Annotated in this window: 9 protein-coding genes; 1 reads left to right on the top strand and 8 read right to left on the bottom strand. The window is 68.8% G+C overall.

Annotation, left to right across the window (positions count from 1 at the left end; all coding sequences use genetic code 11):
- Positions 1-177: 177 nt before the first annotated feature.
- The 8 genes from GWK25_RS33035 to GWK25_RS33000 all read right to left on the bottom strand — a co-directional run bounded on the left by GWK25_RS33035 (position 178) and on the right by GWK25_RS33000 (position 10,518).
- Positions 178-1,854, bottom strand: a complete 1,677-nt coding sequence (locus GWK25_RS33035) for a histidinol-phosphate transaminase (RefSeq protein WP_215455227.1) — start codon at positions 1,852-1,854, stop codon at positions 178-180.
- Between the two features lie 188 nt (positions 1,855-2,042).
- A complete protein-coding gene (locus GWK25_RS33030; protein ID WP_215455226.1) occupies positions 2,043-3,122 on the bottom strand; it encodes an aldose epimerase family protein in 1,080 nt (359 codons plus the stop codon).
- A 55-nt stretch (positions 3,123-3,177) separates the two neighbouring features.
- On the bottom strand, positions 3,178-4,422 hold the full coding sequence (gene mmsB, locus GWK25_RS33025; protein WP_215455225.1) for a multiple monosaccharide ABC transporter permease: 1,245 nt from the start codon (positions 4,420-4,422) through the stop codon (positions 3,178-3,180).
- Complete coding sequence (mmsA, locus tag GWK25_RS33020; RefSeq protein ID WP_215455224.1) at positions 4,419-5,969, bottom strand: multiple monosaccharide ABC transporter ATP-binding protein; 1,551 nt, start codon at positions 5,967-5,969, stop codon at positions 4,419-4,421. Before mmsA ends, mmsB begins: the two co-directional genes overlap by 4 nt.
- Before the next feature lie 32 nt (positions 5,970-6,001).
- A complete protein-coding gene (chvE, locus tag GWK25_RS33015) occupies positions 6,002-7,114 on the bottom strand; it encodes a multiple monosaccharide ABC transporter substrate-binding protein (RefSeq protein ID WP_215455223.1) in 1,113 nt (370 codons plus the stop codon).
- 136 nt (positions 7,115-7,250) lie between these two features.
- Entirely contained in the window at positions 7,251-8,219 is a 969-nt protein-coding gene (locus GWK25_RS33010; protein ID WP_215455222.1) for a hypothetical protein, read from the bottom strand.
- Positions 8,220-8,341: 122 nt separating this feature from the next.
- Positions 8,342-9,364: an alcohol dehydrogenase catalytic domain-containing protein gene (locus GWK25_RS33005; RefSeq protein ID WP_215455221.1), complete on the bottom strand. Its 1,023-nt coding sequence runs from the start codon at positions 9,362-9,364 to the stop codon at positions 8,342-8,344.
- Entirely contained in the window at positions 9,361-10,518 is a 1,158-nt protein-coding gene (locus tag GWK25_RS33000; RefSeq protein WP_215455220.1) for a mandelate racemase/muconate lactonizing enzyme family protein, read from the bottom strand. Before GWK25_RS33000 ends, GWK25_RS33005 begins: the two co-directional genes overlap by 4 nt.
- Before the next feature lie 764 nt (positions 10,519-11,282).
- Between GWK25_RS33000 and GWK25_RS32995 the strand changes: the two genes are divergently transcribed.
- Positions 11,283-12,326, top strand: a complete 1,044-nt coding sequence (locus GWK25_RS32995) for a LacI family DNA-binding transcriptional regulator (RefSeq protein WP_215455219.1) — start codon at positions 11,283-11,285, stop codon at positions 12,324-12,326.
- Positions 12,327-12,359: the final 33 nt, after the last annotated feature.

The raw sequence follows: 12,359 nt of genomic DNA, 5'->3' as shown, positions 1-12,359 counted from the left end.
CGACCGAGATGTCCTCTCGCCGACAGGAAGTACGGAATCGGCGCCATGGCCGTTCACTGGGCACGCCACGACAGGCCGACGCCCCCAACGGCGGCCCGTGCGGGGCCCGTTGGGGGCGTCGGCTCCTGCGATGCGCTGGGCTGTGCTGATCCGCGCCGAGCGGCGGAGGGGAGAGCCTCACCCCACCTGGTTGTAGACCGCTCCCGCCGCCGGCCACCCCTGCGGCTCCTCCAGGGGCTCCGGCTGGGTGCGGCCGCGTACCTGGGCGGCGGTGAGGCCCTGGGCCGCGCCCATGCTGCGGCGGCCCTGCGCGGCGGTCGCGAGACCCGGCATACCGGTCTGGGCGACGGGCTGGAGCCCGGGGGCCGGCATGGAGGCCGCCGGTGCGGCGGGCATCGGGGCCGGCGCGGGCACCGGCGTCGGCATGGGAGCCGGCGCGGGCACCGGGGACGGGAACTGCATGGGGGCGGGCGCCGGGGACGGGAACTGCGGGGAGGCGGCGGGTATCGGCGCCGGTGCAGGTATCGGCGCCGGTGCGGGTGCGGGTGCGGGTGCGGGTGCGGGCGCCGGGGACGCGAACTGCATGGAGGACGCGGGGGCCGGGGTCGGCATGCTCATGGCCTGCGCGGCGAGGTTCTGCATGCCGGTCCCGCTGGTCTCGCCCATCAGCCGGTCCACGGCCGCCGTACCCGAGCTGTAGCTGGTCCCGGTGCTCAGCTCGGGTACGGCGGCTCCCCTCCTGGACCCGTAGAGAACCGACTCCAGGCCGGACACCAGGCGACGCACGTCGACCTGGGGCCGGACCACGAGTCGCAGGAAGCGACTGGACGAGCCGACCTTGTTGCCGCACTCGCGGACCAGGATCCGGTGCTCGGTGAGCAGCCGGTCGCGGACCACGGTGCCCTCGGCGCCCACGGGCAGACGCACGAAGAGGAAGTTCCCCTGCGACGGGTAGACCGTCAGCCCGGGGAGGGCGGAGAGCTGGCGGGCCATGTCCAGCCGGTCCCGGCGGACCTGGTGCAGGCTCTCCATGTACTCGGCGCCGTGGTTCTTCAGCATGAACACCACGTGCTCGGCGAAGGAGTTGAGGTTCCACTTCGGCAGCATCGAACGGATCTTCCCGGCGAGCGCCGGGTTGGCGACCAGGTAGCCGAAGCGGATGCCGTGCAGGCCGAAGTTCTTGCCGAGGCTGCGCAGCACGACCACGTTGGGCCGCATGACCGCGTCCTGGACCGTGGACGGCTCGGACTCGGCGTCGGCGAACTCCAGGAACGACTCGTCGATGACGATCAGGTCCAGGTCGGCCATCGCGTCCATGAACTGCACCAGCGCGTGCCGGTGGAGGAAGCCGCCGTCGGGGTTGTTGGGGTTGCAGATGACGGCGACCCTGGTGCCCCGGGCCCGGATGAACTCGGCGTACTGCGCGAGGTCGAGGGCGAAGCCGCTGGACTCCTGGAGCGGGAACATGTCGACCCGCTTGCCGGTCTCCATGGGCTGGTCGGTCCAGCGGCCGAAGGTGGGGACGGGGACGGCGAGGGACTCCCGGACGAGCAGATGGTCGATCCAGGTGATGAGTTCGGTCGACCCGTTGCCCATCGCCACGCACTGCGGCGGCAGTTGGAGCAGGTTGCACAGCTCGGCCGTGATGGTGTCGGCGCTGCTCGGGTAGTACGTGATGATGTCGCGCAGCTTGCCGGCCATGTCGTCGAACATGGCCGGGGTGGGGAAGTAGGGGTTGCAGGGGATACAGAAGTCCACCGGACCCACCCCGTCGCCGCCCTCACGTGTCAGCGCAGCCATCGAGGGGCTGTGCGCCGCAGTGCTGCGGAACAACGAGGTGACGTTGTCGGCCATGGAACCTCCGTAGGGGGCGGACCCGTTGGGGACGACCGGGCCCGACGACTAAGGGCGGCCCGCGCGGGGGAGCACGGGCCGCCCCTACATACGCGTGCTGGGGTGGCGCTGTTCAACCACAGGGAGCCCCGTGGGAAATTGTGAGCGCGCTGTGAAGATCTTACCGAAGAATCTGCGTCATGTTCGCGTCACGAAAATGCGTGCACGGTCGTCGACCGGTAGGTCTCACCGGGCCGCAGCACCGTCGACGGGTACGAGGGCTTGTTCGGCGAGTCGGGGAAGTGCTGCGTCTCCAGGCACAGTGCGTCCCCTTGCCGGTAGATCCTCCCGGAGGGGCCGACGAGCGTGCCGTCGAGGAAGTTCCCGGAGTAGAACTGCAGCCCCGGCTCGGTCGTGGAGACCGTCAGGGTGCGGCCGGACGCCGGGTCGGTGAGGGTGGCGGCCCACTCCGGCTCCGCCGTGACGCCCTTGTCGAGCACCCAGTTGTGGTCGAAGCCCTTGGCGTACAGCAGCTGGGGGTCGGCCGCGCGGAGGTCCTCGGCGATCGTCTTGCCCGTCCGGAAGTCGAAGGGGGTGCCCTCGACCGCCGCAGGCTCACCGGTGGGGATCAGACCGGGGTCGACGGGCGTGTAGCGACCGGCGGCGATGGTCAGCCGGTGGTCGCCGACCGAGCCGCTGCCCTCGCCGGAGAGGTTCCAGTACACGTGGTTGGTGAGGTTGACGACGGTGGCCCGGTCGGTGGTGGCCTCGTAGTCGATACGCCACTCGCCCCGCGCCGTGAGCGTGTACGTCACCTTCACGTCGAGCGTGCCCGGGTAGCCCATGTCGCCGTCCGCGCTCGTGTGGGTCAGGTACAGCCCGACCTCCGAGTCCCGCTCGAACGGCTCGACGTCCCACACGACCTTGTCGAAGCCCCCGGCACCGCCGTGCAGGCTGTTGGCACCGTCGTTGACGGACAGCTCGTACGTCGTGCCGTCCAGCGTGAAGCGGCCCTCGCCGAGACGGTTGCCGTACCGGCCGATCAGCGCGCCGAAGTACGGGGAGTCGGCGGCGTACTCCTCGACGGTGGCGAACCCGAGGGAGACGTTCGCGTACCGGCCCTCGGCGTCAGGGACCTCCAGCGACTGCACGATCCCGCCGTACGACAGGACCTTCAGCCTCGTCCCGCCGTTCTCCAGCGACCAGCGGTGGATCTCGGTCCCGTCGGCGAGCTTGCCGAAGACTTCCTTCACGGGTGACGCCCCACTTTCCTGTTCATGCCTGTTCATGTCTGTCCATGAAAAAAAGGGGCCCCGCCTTTCGGCGAGGCCCCCTCACGCTGTGTCAGGAACCGCTCTTGCGCTTGTTCCACACGTCGAAGCCGACGGCCGCCAGCAGGGCCAGGCCCTTGATGACCTGCTGCCAGTCGGTGCCGATGCTCAGGAGGTTCATGCCGTTGTTCAGCACGCCGAGGACGAGACCGCCGATGATCGCGCCGAGGACGGTGCCGACACCGCCGCTCATGGACGCGCCGCCGATGAACGCCGAGGCGATGGCCTCCAGTTCGTAGCTCAGACCCGCCTTCGGCGAGGCCGCGTTGAGCCGGGCGGCGATCGCCAGACCCGCCAGGGCCGCGAGCACGCCCATGTTGACGAAGACCAGGAAGGTGACCTTCTTGTCCTTGACACCGGAGAGCTTCGCGGCCGGCAGGTTGCCGCCGATCGCGTAGATGTGCCGGCCGAAGACGGAGTTGCGCATCACATAGCCGTAGCCGACCACCAGCGCGCCCAGGACCAGCAGGATGATCGGCGCGCCGCGGAAGCTGGCGAGCAGCAGCGTGACCGTGAGCAGCGCGGCCGAGATGGCGACCAGCTTGAGCACGAAGATGTTGCGCGGAGCGACCTCCAGGGCGAACTCCTGCTGGCGCTTGCGGTCACGCACCTCCTGGAGGACCACGAAGGCGATCAGCGTGAAGCCCAGCAGCAGCGTGATGTTGTGGTAGTTCGTGGTGGGGCCGACCTCGGGCAGGAAGCCGTTGCCCATCTTCTCCAGACCCTTGGGGAAGGGTCCGAGGGTCTGGCCCTCCAGCAGGATCTCCGTGACACCGCGGAAGACGAGCATGCCGGCGAGAGTGACGATGAACGACGGTATGCCCAAATACGCGATGAAGAACCCTTGGGCCGCGCCCGCGGCCGCGCCCGCCATCAGGCAGAGCACCACGGCGAGCGGCCACGGTATGTCGTGCTGCACCGTCAGCACCGCCGCGAAGGCGCCCACGAAGGCCGTGAGCGAACCGACCGACAGGTCGATGTGGCCCGCGACGATCACCAGCATCATGCCGATCGCGAGGATCAGGATGTAGCTGTTCTGCAGGACCAGGTTGGAGACGTTGCGCGGCAGCAGCAGGTCGCCACCGGTCAGGATCGCGAAGAAGGCGACGATCAGGCCGAGGGCGATCAGCATGCCGTACTGCCGCATGTTGCGGCGCATACCGTCCAGCATCAGCTGCAACAGGTTGCCGCCCGTGGCCGATCCGGTGCCGCCCGGCGGCGCCGGGGCCGGGCTCTTGGCGGTCACATCCGTGCTCATCGGGTTACCTCTTTGTCCTTCGTCATCTGGCGCATCAGCGATTCCTGCGTGGCCTCGGCACGCGAGAACTCGCCTGTCAGCCGGCCCGCGGCCATCGTGTAGATGCGGTCGCACATCCCGAGGAGCTCCGGCAGCTCGGAGGAGATGAAGACGACCGCCTTGCCCTCGGCGGCCAGCTTGTCGATCACCGTGTAGATCTCGTACTTCGCGCCGACGTCGATGCCGCGCGTCGGCTCGTCCAGGATCAGCACGTCCGGACCGGCGAAGATCCACTTGCTGAGGACGACCTTCTGCTGGTTGCCGCCGGACAGCTTGCCCACCGGCTCGAACACCGTCGGGGCCTTGATGTTCATGGTCTTGCGGTAGCGCTCGGCGACCTGGCGTTCCTCGTGCTCGTCGACGACGCCCCGCTTGGCGACCTTGTTCAGGGCGGTCAGCGAGATGTTCCGGTTGATCGTGTCGATCAGGTTGAGGCCGTAGTGCTTGCGGTCCTCGGTCACGTACGCGATGCCGTGCTTGACCGCCTCGGCGACCGACTTCGTACGGATCTCGGTGCCGTCCTTGAGGACCGTGCCGCCCGCGTAACGGCCGTAGGTCCGGCCGAAGACGCTCATCGCGAGCTCCGTGCGGCCGGCGCCCATGAGGCCCGCGATCCCGACGATCTCCCCGCGCCGCACGCTGATCGACACGTTGTCGACGACCTTGCGCTGCTGGTCGATGGGGTGGAGCACGGTCCAGTCCCGGATCTCCAGGGCCGGTGCCGCGCCCACCTCCGGCTCGTGCGGGGTGCGGTCGGGGAAGCGGTTGTCGAGGTCGCGGCCCACCATGCCGCTGATGATCCGGTCCTCGGTGGTCTCCTCGGCCTTGACGTCGAGGGTCTCGATCGACTTCCCGTCGCGGATGATCGTCACCGAGTCGGCGACCTTGCGGATCTCGTTGAGCTTGTGGGAGATGATGATCGAGGTGATGCCCTGCTTCTTCAACTCCAGGATGAGATCGAGGAGTTTGCCGCTGTCCTCGTCGTTCAGGGCGGCGGTCGGCTCGTCCAGGATGAGCAGCTTCACCTTCTTGGACAGCGCCTTGGCGATCTCCACCAGCTGCTGCTTGCCCACACCGATGTCGGTGACCCGGGTCTCCGGGTGGTCGTCGAGGCCGACCCTGCGCAGCAGTTGGCTGGCGTGCCGCAGGGTCTCCCGCCAGTCGATGAACCCGCCCTTGGCGTGCTCGTTGCCGAGGAAGATGTTCTCCGCCAGGGAGAGGTACGGCGAGAGCGCCAGCTCCTGGTGGATGATGACGATGCCGCGCTGCTCGCTCGCGCGGATGTCCTTGAACTCGCAGACCTCTCCCTCGAAGAGGATCTCGCCCTCGTAGCTGCCGTGCGGATGGACGCCGGAGAGCACCTTCATCAAGGTGGACTTTCCGGCGCCGTTCTCACCGCAGATGGCGTGGACCTCGCCCTGGCGGACGGTCAGGGTGACGTCCGACAGCGCTTTGACGCCGGGAAAGGTCTTGACGATCGAGCGCATTTCCAGGACGGGTCCCGCCATGGTCGTGCCTTCCAATCCGTTGGTGCCGGCGGTTACTTGAGGTCGCCGGCCTTGATGTAGCCGGAGTCGACGACGACCTTCTGGTAGTTGGTCTTGTCGACGGCGACCGGCTCAAGCAGGTAGGCCGGGACGACCTTGGACCCGTTGTCGTAGGTCTCGGTGTCGTTGGTCTCGGGCTTCTTGTCGTTCAGCAGCGCGTCGACCATGTTCGAGGCGACCTTGGCGAGCTCGCGGGTGTCCTTGTAGACGGTCATCGACTGCTCGTCCGCGATGATCGACTTCACCGAGGCGACCTCGGCGTCCTGGCCGGTGACGATCGGCAGCGGCTTGTCCTTGGAGCCGTAGCCGTCGGACTTCAGCGCCGAGAGGATGCCGATGGAGATGCCGTCGTAGGGCGAGAGGACGGCGTCGACCTTGCCGCTCTTGTAGTCCTTGGTGAGGATGTCGTCCATACGGCGCTGGGCGGTGGCGCCGTCCCAGCGCAGCGTGGTGACCTTGGTGATGTCGGTCTCGCCGGACTTCACGACCAGCTGCTTCTTGTCGATGTACGGCTTGAGGACGTTCATCGCACCGTTGAAGAAGTAGCGGGTGTTGTTGTCGTCGTTGGAGCCGGCGAAGAGCTCGATGTTGAACGGGCCCTTCTTGGAGCCGTCCTTGAGGCCGAGCTTCTCGACGATGTAGTTGGCCTGGAGCTCGCCGACCTTCTCGTTGTCGAAGGAGGCGTAGTAGTCGACGTTCTCGGTGCCGAGGATCAGGCGGTCGTAGGAGATGACCGGGATGTTCGCGTCCTTGGCCTGCTGGAGCACGTTGTTCATCGACTTGTTGTCGATCGCCGCGACGATCAGGGCCTTCACGCCCTGCGTGATCATGTTCTCGATCTGGGAGACCTGCTTGGCGGGGTCGTCCTCGCCGAAGACCAGCTGGGTCTTGTAGCCCTTGGACTTGAGGTCCTTGACCACGTTGTCGCCGTCGGCGATCCAGCGCTCGGAGGACTTGGTCGGCATCGAGATGCCGATGGTGGCGCCCTTCGTGCTGCCGCCCTCGTCCTTGCTGCCACCCTCGCCGCTCTGGCCACAGGCGGAGAGGGTGAGGGCCAGCGAGGCGGCGGAGGCTATGGCGGCGAGTGCGGCTCGGCGAGTGCGCATGATCATCATCCTTGATGTCTTGAAGGCCTGGATCGTTCTGGCGGGGTCGGCGCTTCATGAGCCGAACGCTGCCGGAGAGGATGTGGGGGATTCTGTGTGACCGCGTCTTCTTCTGTGAAGACAGTTGTCCGGTTCGTTATGAGGGAATTCCGAACCGCTTCAGTTCGCCCGGCAGGCGGGAGCCGAGCGCGGCCATGTCGCCGTCCGCTCCGTGCCGTGCGAGCAGATCCAGGGCCAGTCGGCCGCGCCGTACGCGTTCCTTGGCCGTGGACAGCGTGAGGTCCCGCATGTGGTGCCCGTAGGGGTAGATCCCGGGGGCCTTCGACAGGCCGAACTTCAGATAGATCGGCGCGCCGCGCCGGATCAGTTCGGCGACCTCGTACATCCGGACGTAGCCGCCGAGGTCGTCGGGCGCCTCGATGTACATGTCCATGGGGGCGCCGGACACCCGCCGGATCTCCGTGAGGTGGTCGAGCGTGAGGTCGCTCGGCACGTTGATCGAGTCGCCGCCGAGGTTCTCGTACACGGCGTACGCGGTCGGGTTCACCGGTCCGATCAGCGCCGACACCTTGAACGTCGTGTCGGCCGGCAGGATCCCCGCCACCCGCGCCTTGTGCAGCGTCCACAGCACGCCCTCGTCGGCGACCAGCAGGCATTTCACGCCCAGCTCGGTCGCGCGCACGGCGTCCTCCACGCAGCCGGCGACCGCGTCGTGGCCCCGGGCGCGCAGACCGCCGCCCTTGGAGTCGGTGCGGGTGGAGCCGCCGATGTCCCAGGTGCCGCGCGGGCCGGTGAACAGGCACAGCTCGATGTCGCGCTCGGCCGTCGCCTCCACCATCTCGGTGATCTCGGCGTCGGTGAGCATCCACACACCGCTGCCCTGGCTGATCCGGTGGATCGGGACGTCGAGCCGCGAGGCCTCCTTGAGGACCACGGCGAGCGCCTCGGGCCCCTCCACGGAGGGCACCTCGGTGCGCCAGCGGCCGCCACCGGGGAAGGTGTGCGGTGAGGCGTCGGACGGGTCGAGGGCGGGGGCGTCGAGCCCGAGCGCGGCGAGGGCCTGCTCGCCGGGTCGGCGCGGGGCCGGAGCGGTGGTGTCGGTCACAAGCTGTCCTTCATGTTCGGTATTTCGGACGAGGTTCGCGGCTCTTGGTGCACAAAACTCTTGGGTGTACGCCGGTACGAAGTCATCAGGTACCCCGTACCGGCGTACGGCTCAGGGGTGTGTCATGGCCGCAGCAGGACCTTTCCGACCGTCGGGTCGCCGGACCCCACCAACTCGATGGCCTGCGAGAACTCCGCCAGTGGAAGCTCGTGCGTGACGAGCGGCAGCGGGTCCAGGAGCCCGGCTCCGAAGACCCGCACCGTGTGCGCCCACGCGTCCGGCGCCGCGCCGAACACCGTGTGCACCTCCAGCTGCCGTACGACGAGGTCCGTCGGGTCGAGCCCGTCGGCGCCCGGCGCAGGGATGCCCGTCAGGACCAGCCGGCCGCCGCGCCGCAGCAGGGCGGCGGCCGTGCGCGCCGCGTCGGCCGATCCGGCGGTCTCGATGACCACGTCGAAGTCGCCCGGCAAGTCCTGGTCCTTGGTGCGGAAGTCGGTCGCGCCGAAGCGCTTCGACAGCTCCGCGCGGTCCGGCCGGGTGCCCACGACGAGCAGCTCGGCAGGGGAGGCCGCCTTCAAGAACTGAACGGCGAACATCCCGAGCGTCCCGGTCCCCACCACGGCGACCCGCTCACCCGGAACGGCGTTCGCCTTGAGCGCGGCTGCCGCGATGCACGCGGCCGGCTCCAGCAGCGCCGCCGCCGACAGATCCGCGTCGTCCGGCAGGACGTGCAGCAGACGGGCGGGCAGGGTGAGGGTCGTGGCCATCGCGCCGGGCTGGGTGAACCCGGTCTCCTCGTACCCCGCGGAGCACAGTGTGGTCTCGCCCGCGTGGCAGCGGTCGCACACCTGGCAGTTACGGAAACCCTCGCCAACTACCTTGCGCCCTACAAGAGTTGAAGGAACCCCGGCGCCGACCTCGACGACCGTCCCGGACCACTCGTGGCCCGGGGTGAGCGGGTAGCGGACGTACCCCTCCGGCCGGTTGCCCTGGAAGACTTCGCGGTCGCTGCCGCAGATCCCGGAGGCGTGCACCCGGACCAGGGCCTCGCCGGCCTCCGGCGGCCTGGCCTCGTGCGGGACGAGACGGTGCTCGCCCGGCGCCTCGATGACGACGGCGGCTGCCGCGTCGGGGGAAGAACTCACTTGGTCCCCTTGGGCTTGCGCTGCTCCCAGCCCTCGGCCCACAGGTCGAAGCGCGCCTGCTGCTGCGGGAACTCCGCCGCCGCGTCCACGTCCAGCTCGACCCCGAGGCCGGGCTTGTCGGAGAGGTGGAAGTAGCCGTCCACGACCTCCGGGGCGCCCGAGACGACCTTCTTGATGTCCGCGTCCGCGAAGTCGTTGAAGTGCTCGAGGATCTTGAAGTTCGGGGCGGTGAAGCCGACCTGGAGGGAGGCCGCCGTCAGCACCGGGCCGCCCACGTTGTGCGGTGCGACCAGCATGTAGTGGGTCTCGGCGGTCGCGGCCAGCTTGCGGGTCTCCCAGATGCCGCCGATGTGGCCGACGTCCGGCTGGATGATGTCCACGGCCTGGCTCTCGAAGAGCTCCCGGAACTCGATCCGGTCGTGGATGCGCTCACCCGTGGCCACCGGCATGTCGACCTTGGCGGCCACCTTCTCCAGCGCCTTCAGGTTCTCCGGCGGCACCGGCTCCTCCAGCCACGCGGGCTTGAAGGGTGCCAGGTCCTTGGCGAGCCGCACGGCGGTCGAGGGCGAGAACCGGCCGTGCATCTCCAGCATCAGCTCGGCGTCCGGTCCGATGGCGTCACGCACGGCCTCGATCAGCGAGACGGCGTACAGGCTCTGCTGGTGGTCCAGCTCGAAGTGGCCGGTCCCGAAGGGGTCGATCTTGAGCGCCTTGTACCCGCGCTCCATCACCCCGCGCGCCGCCTTGTGGTACGCCTCGGGCGTGCGCTCGGTGGTGTACCAGCCGTTGGCGTACGCCTTGACCTTGTCGGTGACCTTGCCGCCCAGCAGCTGCCAGACCGGCACGCCGAGGGCCTTGCCCTTGATGTCCCAGCAGGCCATCTCGATGACGGCGATGCCGGACATCACGATCTCGCCGGCGCGCCCGTAGTCGCCGTACTTCATGCGCTTGACCAGATCCTCGACAGCGAACGGGTCGGAGCCGAGAATGTGGTTGGTCTTCGCCTCGTGCAGATAGCCGAGCAGCGCGTCGGTGTGGCCCAGCATGCGGGTCTCGCCGACGCCGGTGAGACCCTCGTCGGTGTGCACGAGGACGTAGGTCAGGTTTCGCCACGGCGTCCCGACCACGTGCGTGCTGATTCCCGTGATGCGCACGGTACTCCCTGCCCTCTGTAGTCTGTTCGAAATTTCGTCGCTCGTTCGAAATGCTGGTCGCGACAGTAAGGACGACCCGGTCTGAGTGTCAATGGGTCGAACACACAAGTGTCCAGAGCGACCCGCGCGGCCCGCGTCCCGGGAACGGTACGTGGTGATTCGGGCGAGGGCGAACGCGGCCCGCGGCGCACGGATGTGAGCGATGTCCTTGGCGAGGGTGCGGATGTCCAAGAGGCCCCTGGTGGCGGGCGTGATGTCCGTTGCGTCCAGGGTGAGTTGGGCGCCGTGCGGCGAGTTCCGGACTTGCCGGGGACGGCGGGGCCGGCCCGCTGTCGACCCGGTCGTCGTGCCGGAAGGTGGCCCCCGCCAGGGAGAATCGCATCGAGCGCCGAAGTCGACGCGGAGCCGCGAGGTGGCTCGCGTCAACACCTTCGGGCCGCAAGGCCGTTGACGGCCGGTCGGCGCCACCGAACGTCCTCGTCGTGACCCGCGCCGCCCGCCGCGTTACTCAAACGTGACCGCCTTCCCTGCTGCAGCCCTCTTGACCGGCGGGAATTGTTAGCGCTCACAATGACCTCCGCAACGCACCATTCATCACCCGGCAACATCCAAGGAGGTGTGAGCGTCGTGTCGGACTCGCGCCAACTCGCCTTACCGTCGGATGTCCTGGAGCGTTCCGGAATTTTGGTATGAAACCGCCGACGCGGGAGCCCGCTCCCGTACGACGGGTCTTATCGGCAAACGACCGCCAAGGAGGTGCGGCCGTGACGTCCTCGCAGCTGCGACCGCCCACCATGGCCGACGTCGCCCGCCAGGCCGGGGTCTCCCACCAGACCGTCTCCCGGGTGCTGGGGGACCACCCCAACGTGCGGGACGAGACCCGGGCCAAGGTGCTCCGCGCGATCGAGGAGATGGGCTACCGCCGAAACTTCTCCGCTCGGGCCCTGGCGACCAGGCGCACCCAGACCCTGGGCGTGGTCGCCTCCAACACCACGCTCTACGGCCCGGCCAGCACCCTCTTCGCACTGGAGGAGGCGGCACGGGCCGAGGGATACCTCGTCTCGACGGTCAGTCTGCGGGAGCTGACCGTGGAGGCACTCTCCGAGGCCCTGGACCGTCTCAGCGATGGCGGGGTGGAGGGAGTGATCGCCCTCGCTCCGCAGCGCTCGGCGGTCGCCGCCCTCGGCGAACTGCGCCACCCCTTCCCGGTGGTGGCCGTGGGCACCGGCTCCGGCGCGGAGATCCCCAGCGTCAACGTCGACCAGCACCTGGGTGCGCGGCTGGCCACCGGCCATCTGCTCGCCGCCGGTCACCGCAAGGTCTGGCACCTCGCCGGACCCGAGTACTGGCAGGAGGCCGCCGACCGGATCGCCGGCTGGCGGGCCACCCTGGAGGAGGCCGGCGTCGAACCGCCGCAGCCGCTGCGGGGGGACTGGAGTCCGCTCTCGGGCTACCGCGCGGGCCAGGAACTGGCCGGCTGGGTGGGCCGCGGTCTGACCGCTGTCTTCGTCGCCAACGACCAGATGGCGCTGGGGGTGTTGCGAGCCCTGCGCGAGGCAGGCGTCCGGACCCCCCAGGACGTGGCGGTGGTCGGCTTCGACGACATCCCGGAGTCGGAGTTCTTCGCCCCGCCGCTCACCACCGTCCGACAGGACTTCGCCACGGTGGGGCAGCGGAGCATCGCTCTCCTGCTGGACCTCATCGAGGGCCGGACCCCCACGGTCTCCCGGGTCGCCATCGAACCCCAGCTCGTCGTCCGCGCCAGCACCTTCCCGTACGTCCCCCTGGCGGGGACCGCTCCGGGCTGACGCGGCACCGAACAAGCAAACGTCATTCCTTCA

The sequence above is a fragment of the Streptomyces sp. ATCC 21386 genome, from assembly GCF_018728545.1.
Lineage (GTDB): Bacteria > Actinomycetota > Actinomycetes > Streptomycetales > Streptomycetaceae > Streptomyces.
This window is presented reverse-complemented; position numbering and strand designations above follow the sequence as displayed.